Below are 18,239 nucleotides of genomic sequence, written 5' to 3'. Positions count from 1 at the left end.
CTATTTGGGTAGGTTCCGGACATGACCAAGGCCGGAACCACCGTGGTGCGAGCGGATCCCCCCGCTCCCGCCGTCCGCCTCCCCCGGCGCCGGGGCATCGAACTCGCCCTCATCGTCGTCGCCGTACTGCTCTCCGTGTACGGCTACTGCGCGGTGGGCCTCGCCCGACACGGCACCGTCCCGCCCGGCGCCGCCGGTTACGGCGCCGGGCTCGGCGTGCTCGCGCTGGTCGCGCATCTCGCGGTGCGCTACCGGGCGCCGTACGCCGATCCGCTGCTCCTGCCGATCGGCGTCCTGCTCAACGGCCTCGGCCTGGTCCTCATCTACCGGCTCGACCTGGAGACCCCGGGCGACCGGGCGGCGCCCACCCAACTCGTGTGGTCCACGGTCGGCGTGGCGCTGTTCATCGTCACCGCGCTGTTCCTGCGGGACTTCCGGGTGCTCCAGCGGTACTCCTACGTGTGCGTCGCCGCCGCCCTCGCGCTGCTCGTCCTGCCCATCGCCTTCCCGGCCGTGAACGGGGCCCGGATCTGGATCCGGATCGCCGGGTTCTCCATCCAGCCGGGCGAGTTCGCGAAGGTGCTCCTCGCGGTCTTCTTCGCCGCCTATCTCGCCGCCAACCGCAACGCGCTCGCCTACGCCGGGCGCCGGATCTGGTGGCTCCAGCTGCCGACCGGGCGGGTGCTCGGACCGATCGTGGCGATCTGGCTGCTGAGTGTGGTGGTGCTGGTCCTGGAGCGGGACCTCGGGACGTCGCTGCTGTTCTTCGGGCTGTTCGTGGTGCTGCTGTACGTCGCCACCGGGCGGACCGGGTGGATCGCGGTGGGGCTGCTGCTGGCCTCGCTGGGCGCGGTCGCGGTCGGCTGGCTGGAGCCGCATGTGCACAGCAGGGTGCAGGACTGGCTGCATCCCTTCGCCACCATCGAGGCCGGTCAGGGCCCCAACCAGCTGTCGCAGTCGCTGTTCGCGTTCGCCGCGGGCGGCACCATGGGCACCGGGCTCGGGCTGGGGCACTCGATCCTCATCGGTTTCGCCGCCAAGTCGGACTTCATCCTGGCGACGGCCGGCGAGGAGCTGGGGCTGGCCGGGCTGTCGGCGATCTTCCTGCTGTACGGGCTGCTGGTGGAGCGCGGTTACCGGGCGGGGCTCTCCCTGCGCGACCCCTTCGGGCGGCTGCTGGCGGTCGGGCTCGCCTCGATCGTGGCGTTGCAGGTGTTCGTCATCGCGGGCGGGGTGACCGGGCTGATCCCGCTGACCGGCATGGCGATGCCGTTCCTGGCCCAGGGCGGCTCGTCGGTGGTGACCAACTGGGCGATCGTGGCCCTGCTGATCCGGGTGAGCGACTCCGCCCGCAGCCAGTTCGACGGGGAGGTCGCCGCGTGACGCGGAACATCCGGATGACCCGCTACATCCGGCACGCCGCCTGCTTCTGTGCCCTGCTGCTGGTGGCGCTCCTCGTCAACGCCACCCGCATCCAGGTCTTCCAGGCCCGCTCCTACGACGACAACCCCGCCAACCGCCGTACCGCGATCGCCCGTTACGGCCAGCCGCGCGGCGACATCCTGGTCGGCGACGCCCCGGTCACCGGCTCGAAGGACACCGACGGGCGGCTGCGCTACGAACGGACCTATCCGAAGGGCCCGTTGTACGCGCCGGTGACCGGCTTCGCCTCGCAGATCTACGGCACGACCTTCCTGGAGCACGCCGAGGACGACCTCCTCTCCGGCACCGACCCGATGCTGTCGGCGTTCCCGCTCTGGAACGACCTGACGCGACGCCAGAACCCGGGCGGCAACGTCGTCACGACCATCGACCCGGCCGCACAGCGGGCCGCTTACGCGGGACTCGCCGGACGCAAGGGCGCGGTGGCGGCCGTGGAACCGTCGACCGGGCGCATCCTCGCGCTGGTGAGCAGTCCGTCGTACGACCCACAGGTGCTGTCGGGGAACGACGCGGCGGTGGAGCGGTCCTGGGCGCGGCTGAACGCGGACCCGGACAAGCCGATGCTCAACCGGGCGGTACGGCAGACCTATCCGCCGGGGTCGACGTTCAAGGTCGTCACGCTGGCCGCCGCGCTGGACGCGGGCGTGGTGACGGACGTCGACGAGGCGACCGACTCCCCCGACCCGTACACCCTGCCGGGCACCACGACCTCCCTGACCAACGAGGCCACGGGCTGCGAGGACGCGCCGATCCGGGCCGCGTTCATGTGGTCCTGCAACACGGTGTTCGCGCGGCTCGGGGTGCGGGTCGGGGTGAGCGACATGGCGACCACGGCGGCGCGGTTCGGCTTCAACGACACCGGGCTCGGGATTCCGTACTCCGTCGCGGAGTCGACCTTCGACGTGTCCGTGGACAAGGCGCAGCTCGCGCTGTCGTCGATCGGGCAGTACAACACGCGGGCGACGCCGCTCCAGATGGCGATGGTGTCGGCGGCGGTCGCCAACGGCGGTCAGATCCGGCCGCCTTACCTGGTCGAGCGGACGACCCGGTCGGGCGGCGCCACGGTGTCGACGGCCGGCTCGCGGCCGGTGCGGCAGGCGATGCACCCGGCGACCGCGGTGCGGCTGAAGGAGCTGATGGAGGAGGTGGTGACCGAGGGCACCGGCACGAACGCCGCGATCCCCGGCGCGATCGTCGGCGGCAAGACCGGGACCGCCCAGCACGGCGTCGACAACTCGGGTACGCCGTATGCCTGGTTCATCTCCTGGGCGCAGGGCGAGCGCGACCTGGAGCCGAAGGTCGCGGTGGCCGTGGTGGTGGAGGACGCGGAGGCGGACCGGGGGGAGATCAGCGGCGGCGGGGACGCGGCGCCGATCGCGCGGGCGGTGATGGAGGCGGTGCTCACCGACTGAGACGGGGGTACCGGCGACCGGGGGTCCCGACCTACCGTTCGGTACATGACTTCAGCCGCCGCGTACGAACTCGCCCAGGTCAACATCTCACGCCTCAAGTTCCCGCTGGACTCACCGGAGTTGAAGGACTTCGTCGACGCGCTGGACCCGGTCAACGCCTCCGCGGAGGCCGCCGACGGCTATGTCTGGCGCCTCCAGTCGGAGGGCGGCGACGCGACCGGCATCAAGGTCTTCGGCGACGACTGGCTGATCATCAACCTCACGGTGTGGCGGGACACCGACGCGCTCACGGCCTTCATGTACCAGGGGCAGCACCGCGAGCTGCTCGCCCGCCGCCGCGAGTGGTTCGAGAAGGTGCGGGAGGCGATGACGGCCCTGTGGTGGGTACCGGCCGGCCACCGCCCGACGGTCGCGGAGGCCGAGGCACGGCTGCTGCATCTGCGCGCCAACGGGCCGACGCCGTACGCCTTCACGCTCCGGACGTCGTTCCCGGCGCAGGGGGCGGAGCCGGTGTCGTTCGCGGTGCCGGAGGACTTGGGCTGCGGGGTCTAGGCGGCCTCGCCGGGTACCGCTTCGCGGCGGCGCAGCCACTCCTGCGGTACGCCGTCCACGCCCGTGCGGGCGGCCACGATGCCGCCCGTGATGGCGCAGGTGGTGTCGACGTCGCCGAAGCCCTCGGCGGTCGTCCACAGGGCCGAGATCAGGTCGCCGGGGTGACGGGCGGCCGACCAGACGGCGAAGGGCACCGTGTCGTCGGCGCGGATCCGCCGGCCGTTGCCGAGGAGGTCGGCGGCCTTCCAGGGCTCGGTGGAGAAGGGGACTTCGGCGGCGCGGGCGAGGCCTTCGCGGACCGCGCTGTCCGGGGTCAGCGCCGCCGCCGCGTCCAGGGTCAGCTCGTGCCGTGCGGAGAGCGCGGCGGCCACGGCGACGGCGACCGCGCCCGCGACGCCCTCCGGGTGGGCGTGCGTGACCTCGGCGGAGCGGGCGGCCTGCTCGACGGCACGTGACACGTCGGTGTGGAACCACGCCCCCAGCGGCGCCACCCGCATCGCCGCCCCGTTGCCGAGGCTGCCCTCTCCGCCGAAGAGTTCCCGGGCGAACTCCGGCCAGCGCTCGGGCTCCCGGAGCAGCCGGGGCAGCAGCAGATGCATGCCGTGGCCGTACCCCCGCGCGGGGTCGGCGTCGTAGCCGAGCGCGAAGGCCTGGGCCAGTTCCGTCTGCCGGATCTCGCCGAACTCGTCCAGCACCCGGCACACGGCGAGCGCCATCGCCGTGTCGTCCGTCCAGTGCCACTCGGGTTCCGCGGGCATCCGGCGGGCGCGGATCTCGTCGTACGCCTGCCGGGGCTCACGGAAGAGCGGGAACCAGCGCTCGCCGAACGCGTCCCCGAGGGCGAGGCCTTGGAGGCTGCGGCGGGCGGCGGTTCGGTTCATCGGGTCCCCTGGTCGATCGTGTCCTGCACTTCCGCGACCCGGTCATGCTCCTCCGCCGCGAACCGCTCCGCATCCAGTTTCTCGGCGATCTCCTCGTCCTGGGCCATCAGCAGGTCGAGGTTCGAGTCGCCCATCCCGAAGACGCCCATGTCGACGTAGGCCCGCTGGAGGCGTTTGCCCCACAGGCCGATGTCCTTGACGCACGGGACGATGCGGGAGAACAGCAACTGGCGGAACAGGGCGAGGAATTCGGACTGCTCGCTGTACTCCTCGGCCTCGGCGGTGGGGATGCCGAAGTTCTCCAGGACCTCGACGCCCCGCAGCCGGTCGCGCATCAAGTAGCAGCCCTCGATGACGAATTCCTCGCGTTCGCGGAGTTCGGCATCGCTGAGCTGCTTGTAGTAGTCGCGCAGGGCCATGCGCCCGAAGGCGACGTGCCGCGCCTCGTCCTGCATGACGTACGCGAGGATCTGCTGCGGCAGCGGCTTGTCCGTCGTGTCGCGGATCATGCCGAACGCGGCGAGCGCGAGGCCCTCGATGAGGACCTGCATACCGAGGTACGGCATGTCCCAGCGGCTGTCGCGGAGGGTGTCGCCGAGCAGCGACCGGAGGTTGTCGTTGATCGGGTACAGCATCCCGATCTTCTCGTGCAGGAACCGCCCGTAGATCTCCGCGTGCCGGGCCTCATCCATCACCTGGGTCGCCGAGTAGAACTTCGCGTCGAGGTCGGGGACGGACTCGACGATCCGCGCGGCACACACCATGGCGCCCTGCTCACCGTGCAGGAACTGGCTGAACTGCCAGGAGGCGTAGTGCTGCCGCAGCTCCCCCTTGTCGTGGTCCGTCAGCTTCGCCCAGTGCTTGGTGCCGTAGAGGGACATGGACTCGTCGGGGGTGCCGAGGGGGTCGTACGGGTCGACCTCGATCCCCCAGTCGATGCGTTTCTGCCCGTCCCACTGCTTGTCCTTGCCCTTCTGGTAAAGGGCGAGGAGACGGTCGCGACCATCGTCGTACTCCCAGCTGAAGCGTGCCGCGCCGGTCGCCGGCACCTGCCAGTGGGGGTCTCCCGGATCTGTGGCGTACAGGTCGAAAGTCGGCATGTCCCGCAGGCTGCCCCTTCGTAGACGCGGGGTCAACAAGTAGCGCGCGAGGGATTGACGAGCTTGCTGACAAGCAGTCTCATAACCTCATGACGACGTTGACGGACGCCGATGCGCTCGCGGGCCTCCGCGACGCGCTCGGCCTGCTCAAGGACCGGGAGCAGGTGGCCGAACGGCTGCTCGACTCCTCCGCCAAGCACTCCTTCGACCCCGACAAGGAGCTGGACTGGGACGCGCCCTTCGAGGAGGGCAAGTGGTTCTGGCCACCCGAGCTGGTGTCGCTGTACGACACCCCGCTGTGGAAGCGGATGAGCGAGGAGCAGCGGATTCTGCTCTCGCAGCACGAGGCCGCGGCACTGGCCTCGCTCGGGATCTGGTTCGAGCTCATCCTCATGCAGCTGCTCGTGCGGCACATCTACGACAAGGCGGCGACGAGTGCGCATGTGCGCTACGCGCTGACCGAGATCGAGGACGAGTGCCGGCACTCGAAGATGTTCGCGCGGCTGATCTCGCACGGGGACACTCCGTGGTACCCGGTGAGCCGGGCGCACCAGCAGCTGGGCCGGCTGTTCAAGACGATCTCGACGACGCCGGGCTCCTTCACCGCGACGCTGCTCGGTGAGGAGGTCCTCGACTGGATGCAGCGGCTGACGTTCCCGGACGAGCGGGTGCAGCCGCTGATCCGGGGGGTCACCCGGATCCATGTCGTGGAGGAGGCGCGGCATGTGCGGTACGCCCGCGAGGAGCTGCGGCGGCAGATGGTGACCGCGCCTCGGTGGTCGCAGGAGTTCACCCGGGTGACGTCCGGGGAGTTCGCGCGGGTGTTCTCGGTGGCGTTCGTGAACCCCGAGGTCTACACGAACGTGGGGCTGGACCGGCGGGAGGCCCTCGCGCAGGTGAAGGCGAGCGGGCATCGGCGGGAGGTCATGCAGACGGGGGCGAAGAGGCTGACGGACTTCTTGGATGACATTGGGGTTCTTCGGGGGGTTGGGCGGCGGCTCTGGAAGTCCTCGGGGCTGCTGGCTTGAGTGTCGGGTGCGGCCCGGCGGGGGCTGGTCGCGCAGTTCCCCGCGCCCCCTGGGTGGGTGCAGCGAGGCAGGCCGGGAAGTGCGCGACCAGCCACGACGCACCCGCAGACGCACGACTACGCTGCACCCATGACCCCTGCCGCGCCCGCCTATCGCCGTCTGAGTGTCGAGGAGCGCCGCAGCCAGCTCCTCGAGGCCGCTCTCGGCCTCTTCGCGCACCGCGCCCCCGAGGACGTCTCCCTCGACGACGTGGCGGAGGCGGCCGGGGTGTCCCGGCCTCTGGTCTACCGGTACTTCCCCGGCGGCAAGCAGCAGCTCTACGAGGCCGCCCTCAGGTCCGCCGCCGAAGAGCTCCAGCAGTGCTTCGCCGAGCCTCCCGAGGGGCCGCTGCTCGACCGCCTCTCCCGGGCCCTCGACCGCTACCTCGGCTTCGTCGACCAGCACGACGCCGGGTTCAGCGCGCTGCTCCAGGGCGGCAGTGTCGTCGAGACCTCCCGTACGACGGCCATCGTGGACGGCGTACGGCGAGCCGCCGCTCAGCACATCTTCAGCCATCTCGGGGTCACCGAGCCCAGCTCGCGGCTGCGGATGACCGTACGGATGTGGATCACGGCCGTGGAGGCGGCCTCGCTGATCTGGCTCGACGACGACAAGGAACCGCCGGTCGACGAGTTGCGGGACTGGCTGGTGGAGCAGTTCGTCGCCGTGCTGTCGGTGACGGCCGGACGCGATCCCCAGACGGCCGCGCTGGTGCAGGCCCTCGCGGCGGATGGCTGACACTGGTGCCGTGAAGAGCGAAGACACCCCCTTCGAGGGCGGCCCCATGGACGGCCGTGTCCTGCCGGTCCTCCTCGGCCCGACCGGGCACCCGCCCAAGCAGTACCGCATCCCGGTCCCGGACCCGGACGGCGGCCCGCCCACCGTGCTGATCTACCGCCGGGTGCCGCGCGGGCAGAGCAAGCTGGGGCTCCAGAAGGGGTGGAAGTACGCGTACGAGCCCGAGGGCAGGCCGTCACGGTTGAAGTGGCCGTGGTCCAAGCCCGACGCCACGCCGGGCGGCAAGCCGGACGACACCGACGGGTGACGTGATTGGGCCGAACCGCGCACGTCCGGCGCGCGGAGCGCGACCGGCCGTCCCATGCTCGCGGTGCGGAGCAGAGGGGCTGCTGCGCTCCGGAGGTGATGACGTGTCAGGAAGGCTTCTGCGTCTGGTGTGTACGGCGGCGGTGGCGGCCGGCACCGTCCTCGCGCCCTTGCCCGCGGCGGCCGTACCGGCGCCGCCCGCGCCCGGCGGGCGGAGCGTCTCCGAACTGCTGACGGATCTTCAGCGGCTGTACCAGCAGGCCGAGGAGGCGACCGAGACGTACAACGCCACCGCGGAGAAACTGAAGGAGCAGCGGGCTCAGGTGCGCCGGCTCGACGTGCAGCTGGCGCGGGCCCGGCTCTCGCTCCACGACAGCCGGGGCGCGGCGGGGCGCCTGGCCCGGCAGCAGTACCAGAACAGCACCGACATCTCGCCGTACGTACGCCTCCTCCTGGCCCGTGATCCGCAGCACGCGCTGGATCAGGGGCATGTGATCGGGCAGTTGGCGCGGGAGCGGGCCGAGACCGTGGGGCGACTGACGGGGAGCGAGAAGAAGGCCGACGGCCTGGCCCGGCAGGCCCGCGCGGCGCTCGACCGGCAACTCACCCTGTCCGTACGGCAGAAGAAGGACCGGGACGCCGTACGGAAGAAGCTCGACGACGTCGAGGAGCTGCTCGCCTCCCTGACGGAGGAACAGCTCGGCGCCGTCGCCGAGTTGGAGCGGACGGACGTCGAGGCGGCCCAGGAGGACCTCGTCACCTCGGGCGCCCTGGGTGACAGCGACAGCGACGGCGAGGGCTCGGGCTCGGGCGAGCCGACTCGGGCCGCGGACCGGGCCGTGCGGTACGCCGTGCAGCAGCTCGGGAAGCCGTACGAGTGGGGGGCCGAGGGGCCCGAGGCGTACGACTGTTCAGGGCTCACGTCCGAGGCCTGGGGACATGCGGGCAGGCCCATTCCCCGGACCAGCCAGGAGCAGTGGGCCCGGTTGCCGCGGATTGCGCTGCGCGAGCTCCGCCCCGGCGACCTGGTGGTCTACTTCCCCAAGGCGACCCATGTGGCGATCTATCTGGGGGGCGGACAGGTCGTGCAGGCCCCGAGAACGGGTGAGAAGGTCAAGGTCTCGCCCCTGGCTTCCCACCCGATCCTGGGGGCCGTACGCCCCGACAAGGGTCAGGGCCAGGGTCAGGACAGGGACGCCAGGTAGGCCGCCGTCTTCTCGGGCTCGTAGAAGAAGTTCTCGAAGTCGGACGGGTCGTCGAAGGCGTTGGCGAAGCGGTCGGCGGCGGGCTGCAACTGGCCTGCCGCGCCGATCAGGTTGAGCACGTGCTCCGGCGGCGGGGCCAGCATCGCGTTCGTCCACTTGGTGACATGCCGGGCCGTGTCCCAGTAGCGGTCGAACGTGCCCTGCATCCACTCCTCGTCGAACTCCTTCTCCCCGCGCTCCAGGATCGAGGCGAGGTAGGAAGCCGCGCACTTGGCGGCGGAGTTGGAGCCCTGGCCGGTGATCGGGTCGTTGGCGACGACGACGTCCGCGACGCCGAGGACCAGTCCGCCGCCGGGGAGCCGGCCGATCGGGTTGCGGACCGTCGGGGCGTAGCGGCCGGCCAAGGTGCCGCCCGCGTCGGTGAGTTCGACCTTCGTGGCCCGCGCGTACTCCCAGGGCGTGTACCGCTCCATGAGTTCCAGGGTCAGGGAGAGGTGCTCCGCGGGGTCCTTGACGCCGTTGAAGACGTCGAGCGGGCCGCCGGGTATGCCCTCCCAGAACAGGATGTCGGCGCGGCCGGAGGTGGTGAGCGTCGGCATGACGAACAGCTCGCCGACGCCGGGGACGAGGTTGCAGCGGACCGCGTCGTAGTCCGGGTGCTCGGGACGCGGGCCCAGGCCGTGGACGTACGACACGGCCAGTGCGCGCTGCGGCTCGCTGTACGGCGAACGGGACGCGTCCCGGCCGAACATCGACACCAGCTCGCCCTTGCCCGCCGAGACCAGCACGAGGTCGTACGTACGGGAGAAGTAGTCGAGGTCGGAGACCGCCGCGCCGTGGATGACGAGCTGGCCGCCGCGCTGGGCGAAGGTCTCCATCCAGCCGGCCATCTTCACCCGCTGGTCGACCGACTGCGCGTACCCGTCGAGCCTGCCCACCCAGTCGATAGCACGGGCGGCCGGGCCCTCGGCCCACGAGCCGGGGGCCGCGACCGAGACGCCGAGTCCTTCGATCTTCGGGGCCTGGGACTCCCAGAAGTTCAGCTGGAGATCGCGCTCGTGCTGCAGTGCCGTGTGGAACATGCACTGCGTCGACATGACCCGGCCGGAGCGGATCTCGTCCGCCGTCCGGTTCGACATCAGGGTGACCTCGTAGCCGTGCGACTGGAGGCCGAGGGCCAGCTGGAGACCGGACTGACCGGCTCCTACGACGAGTATCTTCCGCATGCGGGTGGTGACTCCTTGGTGGGTTCTACTCGGGGGTTTCGTCCAGGGCGTGGCCGACCAGGGAGAGGAGGGTCTCGATCACCGAGATCCGGCGGCGCGCGTCCATGATCATTACAGGTATGTGCGCCGGGATCGTCAACGCCTCCCGCACGTCCTCCGGTTCGAACAGCTCGCTGCCGTCGAAGTGGTTGACGGCGACGACGTACGGCAGTCCGCAGCTCTCGAAGTAGTCGAGGGCCGGGAAGCAGTCCTTCAGGCGCCGGGTGTCCGCCATCACGACCGCGCCGATCGCGCCGCGCACCAGGTCGTCCCACATGAACCAGAACCGCTGCTGGCCCGGCGTCCCGAACAGGTAGAGCACCAGGTCGTCGTCGAGCGTGAGGCGGCCGAAGTCCATGGCCACGGTGGTGGTGAGCTTGCCGGGCGTGGCGGTGAGGTCGTCGGTGTCCTCGCTCGCCTCGGTCATCAGCGCCTCCGTCTGGAGCGGGGTGATCTCCGAGACGGCGGTGACGAGGGTGGTCTTGCCGACGCCGAAGCCGCCGGCCACGACTATCTTCGTGGCGATGGGGGCGCGGGTGCGGTCCGTCTGCCAGGACTTGAGGTCCTCGTCGGGTTCCGCGAAGGCGGTGCCTGTGGAGGCGGTGCCTGAGGAGGCGGTGCCTGAGGAGGCGGTGTCTCCGAAGGCGGTGTCTCTAAAGACGACGGAGTCCATTCAGCACCCTTTCGAGCAGAGCGCGGTCCGGACGGCCGGTGCCGTGACCGGTGCCGGTGCCGTACACACGGATCTTTCCCTGGTCCGCGAGGTCGCTGAGCAGCACCCGGACCACGCCGAGCGGCATCTTCAGCAGCGCGGCGATCTCGGCCACCGTGCGCATGCGGCGGCAGAGTTCGACGATGGCCCGCATCTCCGGCATGACCCGGGTGTTGAGGGAACCATTCGTCAGTTCCTTGCGCTCTTCGGGGGCTTCGAGCGCCGCCACGAACGTCTCCACGAGGAGGACGTGGCCGAAGCGGGTACGGCCGCCGGTGAGCGAGTAGGGGCGGACGCGGGCGGGTTTGCGGTCGCCGCCGCGGACGGGGAGGGTGGGGCGATCGGTCATCGGGGGCTCCCTGCCGACTCGTTCTCGCTCTCCAGGGATTTTCGGAGCTCGCTGCGGAGTTCGGGGGTCAGGACATGGCCGGCGCGGCCCACGAAGAGGGCCATGTGGTACGCCACCACGCTCATGTCGCAGTCCGCTGAACCGTGCACACCGAGCAGCGAGCCGTCGCTGATCGACATCACGAACAGGCTGCCCTCGTCCATCGCGACCATCGTGTGCTTCACCGGGCCGGAATCCATCAGCCGGGCGGCACCGATGGTGAGGCTGCCGATGCCGGAGACGATGGTGGCGAGGTCGGCCGACGATCCGCGCGGGCCCTTCGGGGCGGCGGCGCGGGGCCGTCGGGCCTGGTCGTTTCGGCCGGGGTCGGAGGAGAGCAGGAGCAGGCCGTCCGATGAGACCACCGCTACTGACTGGATGCCCGGCACCTCCTCGACCAGGTTCGTCAGCAGCCAGTGCAGGTTGCGGGCTTCACTGCTCAGTCCGAAGGTACTGGGCGCGGTCAACTGCTTGCCTCCTCGGGAGTGCCCCCCGTGGCTTCTTCGGCATGTGCGGGCGTCGTCGTCTGACCCGTCTGTTCGGCGATCTCTGCTTCTACGTCGCGATAGCCGGCCTCCGCCCCCCGGCGGAAGCCGCCGAGCCTCCGGCGGAGGGCTTCGGCGTCGACGGACGCGGTGCGCTGGCGGGGCGGTTCGGATGGTGCCGTGATCTTCGGGGTGCGCTTGGGGAGGCCCTTCGCGGTGAGCTGGTCCTCGTCGGCGGCGCGGGTGTGTTCCGTCTCGGCTTCGCCTTCGACGGGTTCGGTCCCACCTGCCGGTGGCCCCTGTGGGGCGGATTCGCCGTCGGCGGCCGCGCGGTGTTCGGCGGCCGGCGCAGGGTGCTCTTCGGTGGGCGCAGGGTGTTCGGCGGCCGTGGCGGGGTGTTCGTCGGCGGGCGCCGGGTGTTCGGCGGTGGGCGCCGGGTGTTCGGCAGCGGGCGCAGGGTGTTCGGCAGCGGGCGCAGGGTGTTCGTCGGCGGGTGCCGGTACCGGGGCCAGGAGTTCCATCGTCGTTTCCGACGGGGTTTCCTGCGGGGCCGTCTCCGCGCTGCGTACCGCCTGCTCCGCCAGGTCCACCAGCGCGTCGCCCGTCTCCGAACGGCCGTGCAGGACGTTGGAGTTGGCCTCGGCGTCGGCGCCCGGGAGGGCGAAGGTGTGGGGCGTGCCGGAGAACGGGGTGGTCGCGGGGACCGCGGCCGAGGGGGCCGCCGCCAGCAGCGGCTTCGGCAGGACCACCACCGCCGCGATGCCACCCTGCTTCTGCTCGCGCAGCCGGACGCGGACGCCGTGGCGGTGGGCGAGGCGGGCGACGACGTAGAGGCCGAGGCCGAGACCCTCCTCGCCCTCCTGGTCGTACGGGGAGTCCGGGTCGAAGTCGGCGAGGCGGGTGTTGAGGCGGGTCAGGCGGTCCTCGGTCATGCCGATGCCCTCGTCCTGGACGGAGAGCATGACCTCGCCGCTCTCCAGGAGCCAGCCGGAGACCTCGACGGGCAGGTCCGGCGGGGAGAAGGAAGTGGCGTTCTCCATCAGCTCCGCGAGGAGGTGGGAGAGGTCGTCGGCCGCGAAGCCCGCGACGTGCGCATGCGGGGGCAGGGCGGCGATGCGGACCCGCTCGTAGCGTTCGATCTCGCTGACCGCGGCCCGGACGACGTCCACCAGCGGGACCGGGCCCGCGTGCTGCTGGACGTGTTCCGTGCCCGCGAGGACCAGGAGGTTCTCGCTGTGGCGGCGCATGACCGTGGCGAAGTGGTCCAGTTTGAAGAGGGTGGCCAGCCGGTCGGGGTCCTGCTCGCGCTCCTCCAGGCCCTCGATGACGGCCAGTTGGCGTTCGACCAGGCCCAGGGTGCGCAGCGCGAGGTTGACGAAGGTGCCGCCGATGCTGTCGCGGAGGCGGCCCAACTGGGCCGCGGACTCGGCGAGTTCGCTGCGCAGTTCCTCGCGCGCGTCGGCCATCTTCTGACGCTGGGCGACGAGGTGCTTGCGGTCGGCTTCCAGGGTGGTGATGCGGCCCTGGACGCCGAGGACGTGCGCGTGCAGGGCGTTGACGGAGCGGACGACCTGGGCGAACTCGTCGTTGCGGCCGGTGAACTTGACGGGTTCCTCGGCCGCCGGGTCCGCCGCCGTGGCCAGCCGGGCGGAGCCGAGGCGCAGGACCGCGAGGGGGCGGGTGAGGGTGCGGGCCATGGCGGTGGCGATGGCGACGGCGAGCAGCATCAGGGCGCCGAGGACCGCGATCCGGATCTCCCAGGCGGTGACGTCGTCGTCCCGGAGCTGGGCGAGGTCCTTGGTGCGCTGGTTGTAGAGCGCGGACTCCACGCCGCGCATGAGCTCGACGCGGGCCGAGAGGGCGGCGTCCAGCTTCTTGGCGCTGGTGGCGAGTTCGCCGTCGGAGAGGGTGGGCTGGTCGGTGAGGGAGGCCAGGTACTTCTCGGCGGAGTTGACCTCGGGCCCGGTGACCGTGGAGTCGTAGCGGGCGCTGGTCTCCTTCGGCGCGGTCTCCTTGAAGTCGGCGAGGGCCGCGTCGGAGCGGACGCGGGCCTGCTGGGCGGCCTCGGTGAGCGCGTCGCGCTGCTTGGCGTCGGCCTCGGAGGTGGTGGAGACGGTCGAGGTGATGCCGGTGATCGGGTCGGTGACCGTCTGGGTGCCGCTCGGCACGCTGAGGGCGGCGAGGAGCAGACCGCGGGTGGCGGCGGCCTGCTGGACGGCGGAGTCCAGCTCGGCGAGGGCGTGGGCGCCGGAGCCCGCGCGGGGCGGCAGCTGCTCGGCCAGCTGTTCGGCGAGGCGGTGCAGCTCGGTGATGGTGGCCGAGTAGGAGGCGTGCGCTTCGAGGGCGGTGCTCTTGCCGGTGAGGGCCGCTCTGCGCAGGGCGGCGATCCCGTCGAGGTCGGCGCGCAGGTCGGCCGGGGTGTCGGTGTCGGCGCGCAGCTCCTCGACCTGCCGGTCGACGCGGGTGCTGTCCTGCTCGGAGGGCGCCTTGGAGCGGGGGCGGCCGGCGGCGACGTACGAGGTGACCTCGTCCCGCTCGTCGGCGAGCGCGTGCGCGAGGGCGAGCGCGTTCTGGGTCTGCTCGGCGAGCGTCACCAGGTCCTGGGAGTCGCTGAGGTCCTGGGAGGCGGCGAGCACGGAGGGCGCGCCGGCCCCGGCGATCGCGGCGGCCACGACGGCGACGGCGACGATGAGCCGGTTGCGTACGTGGGTGGGGCGGCCCTTGCCCACGACGGTCCCGTCAGGGGTGGGGGCGGAGGTGGTGTCGGCGGGAGCCGTCTGCTTGCTCGTACGACGTGGCCGCGTCTTCTGCACCGGTGCTCGCATTCCTGACTCGTGTACCCATGGGCCCGGGTGACGCTCCGTCAACTGACGGGTACTCCCGGTACGGTTCCCGACCCTCCCAGCGCCAGTGGGCAGTGGTTGTGCATCACCCGACCCGCCACTCGAAGGAGTGAACCCCGGACGGGAGTTGGGGAGCAAGTTCCCATGGCACAGTCAGGGGCCTTGCGCGGTGGGCCGGTTGGACGTCCGGGGCGCACGATGGCATCATCTGCCGCCGCGCTCGGCCGGAGTGAATCATTCCACCCCAAATCAGACGCCTGACCTGCGCGCCTGCACCGATTCGGCGACCGATGCCAGCCTTTCGTGAACCCTGTGAAGGGCTCGTGCAGACTGGCTGGATGCGTACTGAACTCGTATCGGAGCCCGGCGATCCGACCCGCCCCAACGAGGACTTCGCGAGCGTCGGCCTCCCGGCCTCCGGGCGGGGCGGAGCACTGGTGGTCCTGGACGGCGTCACACCGCCGAAGGGCCCGACAGGCTGTCTGCATTCCGTCCCCTGGTTCGTCTCCCGCCTGGGCGGCGCCCTGACCGAACTGACCGTTTCCCTCCCGGATGTTCCGCTGTCCGAGGCGCTGAGCCTCGCCGTTGCGCGTACCGCCGATTCCCATGCGCACAGCTGTGACCTTTCTCACCCACGCACACCACAGGCGACAGTGGTGCTGGCCCGCTGGTCGGAGCGGGCCCTGGAGTACCTGGTCCTGTCGGACTCGACGCTGCTGGTGGAGTCGCCGGACGGAGCGGTGACGGTCCTGGCGGACGACCGGCTGGCCCTGCTCCCCCGGGAGTCCCTCACGACCGACGCTCACATCGACGCGCATCTGCGCAACAAGGAGGGCGGCTTCTTCACGGCGGCGGCCGACCCGTCGGTGGCGGGGCGGGCGGTGACGGGGGTTCTCCGACGGGAGGACGTGCGGGCGCTGGCCGCGCTGACGGACGGGGCGACCCGGTGGGTGGAGACGTTCCGGGAGGGCGACTGGACGGACCTGTTCACCTTCGTACGCAAGGAGGGCGCCCAGGCGTTGGTGACGCGGGTGCGGGAGCTGGAGACCGCTGATGAGGAGCGGGAGTTCCTGGGGCGGAGCAAGCGGCATGACGACGCGTCGGTGGCGTTTGTGGAGTTGTGACGTGGCGTCAGGGTGCCGGTGACGGCTCCGAGCTGACCGACACCGACGCGCCGGAGTCCGCCGGGGCCGCGTCGTCCGGCACGATCCACACCCCCACGATCGCGGTGGCCAGCGCGGTGGCCGAGGCCACGAGGACCGTCGTCGCGGGGACGGCGGCGGCCGACAGGGACCGGAAGTTGCGGATCTGCCCCCAGCGCAGCCCGGCGACCCGGACCAGTCGGGCCTCCCAGTACAGCCCGAGGATCAGGAAGAGGGCGAGGCAGTTGCCCGTGGTGAGCAGCAGCTGTTCCGCGAAGCGTCTCGGCTCCAGCCCCCGATAGAGGAGCTGGGCGAGTTCCGCGGGCAGCACGACGGTCAGCAGGCACAGGGACTTGCCGATGGGGCTGCCACCGCGCAGCCAGGAGTAGGCATAGCCGTAGACGAAGCCGTACACCGCCCAGCGCAGGCCATAGGCCCAGACCTGGACGTCGTACGGGAAGTCGGCGCTGAGCGAGGGCGGAACCGTGTACGCCAGCCACGGCACGCTCAGCGCCGCGAGCAGGACGCCGGCGGCGGTGCCGTTACGAAGAGCGGAGCGGCCGCCGGAGGTGCCGAGGGCAGCCAGCCGGAGGTCGACGGAATGCTGGGGTGCCGTGCCGCGAGGGCCGAGCGCGCCCAGTCCTCGCCAGCGCGCGCTCCATTGGCGGGCGGTCAGCTCACCCGCCGCCAGGGCGGTGCGGGAGGCGGTGAGGAACTCGCGTCGGCCCGCCGCGAGGGTCTGGTCCTTCAGCAGGGCGTGCATCCGCCGGTTGTGTGCGGCAGCGGTGGTGTCGTGCAGCCGTACGGCCCGCTTCTCGTCGTCGGGTGGCAGCAGCCAGGTGAAGCCCAGAGCGGCTATCAGGAGGGCGAGGTAGTAGCCGCCGCGCTGAGCCGTGCTGCCGAACATCGTGGGCTCGTAGGCCGCCAGTCCGGAGCCGACGGCCGCGATCCCCGTGCCGACGGCGGCAGTGCGGATGTAGGGTGGCCAGCCGTCGTGACGGCGGGCGTGGGCACGCAAGGCCAGCAGGGCTATGGCCGGGACCAGGCCGAGCTGTGAGACCGGGAAGGACGCGGCATTGGCCGGGTGCCGTCCGATGACCCACCACGGGCCGTCGTCGTAGCCCGGGTCCCACCACGGAGTCCAGGCCTGCAGGACGGACAGGCCCGCTGTGTACGCGAACAGCAGGGCCCACCCCAGCCGCTCCATCCACGCACGCCGTTCCACGGCGATCGCGATGTACCAGACCAGGGCGTACCAGCCCCAGTTCAGGCTCCACATCGTCCAGTTGTTGCTGAGTTCCCACACCGGGAACGGCTCCTCCCGCTCCGGCAGCGCGGTGCCGGGTCCCGCGGCCAGGACGGTCAGCACGGCGCCGCCGGCCGCGGTGGTCGCCCATCGGCGTCCTACCGGCCCACACAGCCCGCCGCGCAGGCCGTACGCCACCACCGGCGTCACCACCGCGGCGGCGGCCAGGGGCACGACGGGCGCCAGTGTGCCCTCCACCACCGCGAAGACCACGGCTGTCCCTGTCAGTACAGCAGCCGGCAGGAATACGGGCCACAGCTCCGGCAGCAGCGGGGCGCGTCCCGACGTGAGCCGGAGCAGGTAGGCGATCAGCAGATAGGGCAGCAGCACCGACCACCAGACCGCTAGCAGGGCACCCCGCCCCGGGTAGAGCCATCCCGGCCACGGCGGATCGTCCGAACCGGCGAGGGTGTACAGCAGCGAGGCGGCGGTCAGCACACACGCCACTGTGGCAAGGGTGGTCCAGCGTCGGCGGGCGGCGGGCGGCGACCACTCCCGGACGAACGGCATCGCCCAGCACAGCGCCACCGCCGCGATCGCCGCGGTCAGCCAGAACGCCTCCCGCATCGGGGGTTCGTGCTGGAGCAGCGCGCCGAGGTGCGCGGCGGCGCCCTGTTCATGGCTGCCGGAGGTCTGCCCGGCCCCCGGTGGGCCGAGCACCACGGTCAGCGTCTCGCCCCGCTTGCGGAGACGCAGTTCGGCGCGGTGCTCGCCCTGGCTCAGCACGGTGCCGCCCTTGACGCTGAGGACCGGACGCGTAGGTGCGTCGATGGTGATGGTCCAGGAGTCGTAGATGCCGCCCTTGCCCAGCCGGTCTTCCGTGTCGCCGATGGTGAACGTGGCATGCCCCTCAGGGCACTCCGACACGGACTCCGGCCCGGCCCAGGTCGCCTTCTGCGTGTAGGAGACGTATGCCGTCGACGTCGGGGTCGCCTGGGTGAGCGGGCCCGCCTCGGTGTCCTCGACGAGGGCGAGCACAGCGCAGGAGTCGGCCGTTCCGCCGAGCCAGATCATGTGCGGCATCCAGGCGCTGAGCGTCTGGTCGCCGGTCCGCAGGTCCTTGACCATGGGGTCCGTCGCCCCGAGGACCAGCTCGTGCTTCGCCTCCGCCGTCCACCGACCCTTGTCCGGGAAGACACGCAGCTCGGTGGTGCCGGTACGGGGCGGGTGGCCCTCGGCGCGGTACCGCTGGTCCGTCACCCGGTAGGCCTTCTCCTCCGGCCCCTGGGAAAGGTCCCGAGCCTGCGCCAACAGCCCGTCGGCGCCCCGCACCCAGCCCACATGGGCGGCTCCGGCCGCGAGCAGCACCAGGAGCAGCAACGCTCCCCCGACCCACCGCCCGCGCCACCCCGCCCCAACCGTCATCGCAGGCCACCCCCGTCCCCAGGGCGGTC

Annotated in this window: 16 protein-coding genes; 8 read left to right on the top strand and 8 right to left on the bottom strand. The window is 71.5% G+C overall.

Annotated elements, in window-relative coordinates; all coding sequences use genetic code 11:
* Positions 1-21: 21 nt before the first annotated feature.
* From EJC51_RS32590 to EJC51_RS32580, 3 genes are read left to right on the top strand one after another with little or no spacing between them, the layout of a single operon-like run.
* The gene (locus EJC51_RS32590) at positions 22-1,383 is read left to right on the top strand and encodes an FtsW/RodA/SpoVE family cell cycle protein (RefSeq protein WP_165951174.1); all 1,362 of its coding nucleotides are present in this window, start codon (positions 22-24) and stop codon (positions 1,381-1,383) included.
* 14 nt (positions 1,384-1,397) lie between these two features.
* Entirely contained in the window at positions 1,398-2,855 is a 1,458-nt protein-coding gene (locus EJC51_RS32585) for a penicillin-binding transpeptidase domain-containing protein (RefSeq protein WP_126277217.1), read from the top strand.
* Between the two features lie 45 nt (positions 2,856-2,900).
* The gene (locus EJC51_RS32580) at positions 2,901-3,407 is read left to right on the top strand and encodes a DUF3291 domain-containing protein (RefSeq protein ID WP_126274337.1); all 507 of its coding nucleotides are present in this window, start codon (positions 2,901-2,903) and stop codon (positions 3,405-3,407) included.
* Here the strand turns inward: EJC51_RS32580 and EJC51_RS32575 are convergent.
* Together EJC51_RS32575 and EJC51_RS32570 are read right to left on the bottom strand one after the other, a co-directional pair.
* Complete coding sequence (locus EJC51_RS32575; RefSeq protein WP_126274336.1) at positions 3,404-4,288, bottom strand: ADP-ribosylglycohydrolase family protein; 885 nt, start codon at positions 4,286-4,288, stop codon at positions 3,404-3,406. The genes EJC51_RS32580 and EJC51_RS32575 overlap by 4 nt on opposite strands.
* Positions 4,285-5,388 (bottom strand): ferritin-like domain-containing protein, encoded by a 1,104-nt coding sequence (locus EJC51_RS32570; RefSeq protein ID WP_126274335.1) that lies wholly within the window; start codon positions 5,386-5,388, stop codon positions 4,285-4,287. Before EJC51_RS32570 ends, EJC51_RS32575 begins: the two co-directional genes overlap by 4 nt.
* A gap of 89 nt (positions 5,389-5,477) precedes the next feature.
* On the opposite strand from EJC51_RS32570, the gene EJC51_RS32565 reads away from it, so the two are divergent.
* From EJC51_RS32565 to EJC51_RS32550, 4 genes are all read left to right on the top strand, one after another.
* The gene (locus tag EJC51_RS32565; RefSeq protein WP_097268973.1) at positions 5,478-6,416 is read left to right on the top strand and encodes an AurF N-oxygenase family protein; all 939 of its coding nucleotides are present in this window, start codon (positions 5,478-5,480) and stop codon (positions 6,414-6,416) included.
* 129 nt (positions 6,417-6,545) lie between these two features.
* Entirely contained in the window at positions 6,546-7,193 is a 648-nt protein-coding gene (locus EJC51_RS32560) for a TetR/AcrR family transcriptional regulator (protein WP_126274334.1), read from the top strand.
* Entirely contained in the window at positions 7,186-7,500 is a 315-nt protein-coding gene (locus EJC51_RS32555; protein ID WP_179851152.1) for a hypothetical protein, read from the top strand. Before EJC51_RS32560 ends, EJC51_RS32555 begins: the two co-directional genes overlap by 8 nt.
* A 103-nt stretch (positions 7,501-7,603) precedes the next feature.
* Entirely contained in the window at positions 7,604-8,704 is a 1,101-nt protein-coding gene (locus EJC51_RS32550) for a C40 family peptidase (RefSeq protein WP_126274333.1), read from the top strand.
* Here the strand turns inward: EJC51_RS32550 and EJC51_RS32545 are convergent.
* The 5 genes from EJC51_RS32545 to EJC51_RS32525 are packed head-to-tail and all read right to left on the bottom strand — an operon-like array spanning position 8,683 to position 14,367.
* Positions 8,683-9,930: a styrene monooxygenase/indole monooxygenase family protein gene (locus tag EJC51_RS32545; protein WP_126274332.1), complete on the bottom strand. Its 1,248-nt coding sequence runs from the start codon at positions 9,928-9,930 to the stop codon at positions 8,683-8,685. The two genes, EJC51_RS32550 and EJC51_RS32545, sit on opposite strands and share 22 nt — an antisense overlap.
* 25 nt (positions 9,931-9,955) lie before the next feature.
* On the bottom strand, positions 9,956-10,642 hold the full coding sequence (locus EJC51_RS32540) for a GTP-binding protein (protein WP_166682926.1): 687 nt from the start codon (positions 10,640-10,642) through the stop codon (positions 9,956-9,958).
* Entirely contained in the window at positions 10,623-11,030 is a 408-nt protein-coding gene (locus tag EJC51_RS32535; RefSeq protein ID WP_079311625.1) for a DUF742 domain-containing protein, read from the bottom strand. The genes EJC51_RS32540 and EJC51_RS32535 overlap by 20 nt, the downstream gene beginning before the upstream one ends.
* Complete coding sequence (locus tag EJC51_RS32530) at positions 11,027-11,536, bottom strand: roadblock/LC7 domain-containing protein (protein WP_126274331.1); 510 nt, start codon at positions 11,534-11,536, stop codon at positions 11,027-11,029. Before EJC51_RS32530 ends, EJC51_RS32535 begins: the two co-directional genes overlap by 4 nt.
* Complete coding sequence (locus EJC51_RS32525; protein ID WP_244362953.1) at positions 11,533-14,367, bottom strand: sensor histidine kinase; 2,835 nt, start codon at positions 14,365-14,367, stop codon at positions 11,533-11,535. The genes EJC51_RS32530 and EJC51_RS32525 overlap by 4 nt, the downstream gene beginning before the upstream one ends.
* 368 nt (positions 14,368-14,735) lie before the next feature.
* Between EJC51_RS32525 and EJC51_RS32520 the strand changes: the two genes are divergently transcribed.
* Positions 14,736-15,521 carry a protein phosphatase 2C domain-containing protein gene (locus tag EJC51_RS32520; RefSeq protein WP_126274330.1) on the top strand — a complete coding sequence of 262 codons (786 nt, stop codon included), beginning with the start codon at positions 14,736-14,738 and terminating at the stop codon, positions 15,519-15,521.
* 7 nt (positions 15,522-15,528) lie between these two features.
* Here EJC51_RS32520 and EJC51_RS32515 read toward each other — a convergent pair whose 3' ends face one another.
* Positions 15,529-18,210 carry a hypothetical protein gene (locus EJC51_RS32515; RefSeq protein ID WP_126274329.1) on the bottom strand — a complete coding sequence of 894 codons (2,682 nt, stop codon included), beginning with the start codon at positions 18,208-18,210 and terminating at the stop codon, positions 15,529-15,531.
* Positions 18,211-18,239: the final 29 nt, after the last annotated feature.

The organism is Streptomyces aquilus, assembly GCF_003955715.1.
In the GTDB taxonomy this organism is placed as follows: Bacteria; Actinomycetota; Actinomycetes; order Streptomycetales; family Streptomycetaceae; genus Streptomyces; species Streptomyces aquilus.
This window is presented reverse-complemented; position numbering and strand designations above follow the sequence as displayed.

Coding starts and splice junctions, on each gene's coding strand:
- EJC51_RS32590 (WP_165951174.1), top strand. CDS start 22: ATGACCAAGGCCGGAACCACCGTGGTGCGAGCGGATCCCCCCGCTCCC.
- EJC51_RS32585 (WP_126277217.1), top strand. CDS start 1,398: ATGACCCGCTACATCCGGCACGCCGCCTGCTTCTGTGCCCTGCTGCTG.
- EJC51_RS32580 (WP_126274337.1), top strand. CDS start 2,901: ATGACTTCAGCCGCCGCGTACGAACTCGCCCAGGTCAACATCTCACGC.
- EJC51_RS32575 (WP_126274336.1), bottom strand. CDS start 4,288: ATGAACCGAACCGCCGCCCGCCGCAGCCTCCAAGGCCTCGCCCTCGGG.
- EJC51_RS32570 (WP_126274335.1), bottom strand. CDS start 5,388: ATGCCGACTTTCGACCTGTACGCCACAGATCCGGGAGACCCCCACTGG.
- EJC51_RS32565 (WP_097268973.1), top strand. CDS start 5,478: ATGACGACGTTGACGGACGCCGATGCGCTCGCGGGCCTCCGCGACGCG.
- EJC51_RS32560 (WP_126274334.1), top strand. CDS start 6,546: ATGACCCCTGCCGCGCCCGCCTATCGCCGTCTGAGTGTCGAGGAGCGC.
- EJC51_RS32555 (WP_179851152.1), top strand. CDS start 7,186: ATGGCTGACACTGGTGCCGTGAAGAGCGAAGACACCCCCTTCGAGGGC.
- EJC51_RS32545 (WP_126274332.1), bottom strand. CDS start 9,930: ATGCGGAAGATACTCGTCGTAGGAGCCGGTCAGTCCGGTCTCCAGCTG.
- EJC51_RS32540 (WP_166682926.1), bottom strand. CDS start 10,642: ATGGACTCCGTCGTCTTTAGAGACACCGCCTTCGGAGACACCGCCTCC.
- EJC51_RS32535 (WP_079311625.1), bottom strand. CDS start 11,030: ATGACCGATCGCCCCACCCTCCCCGTCCGCGGCGGCGACCGCAAACCC.
- EJC51_RS32520 (WP_126274330.1), top strand. CDS start 14,736: ATGCGTACTGAACTCGTATCGGAGCCCGGCGATCCGACCCGCCCCAAC.
- EJC51_RS32515 (WP_126274329.1), bottom strand. CDS start 18,210: ATGACGGTTGGGGCGGGGTGGCGCGGGCGGTGGGTCGGGGGAGCGTTG.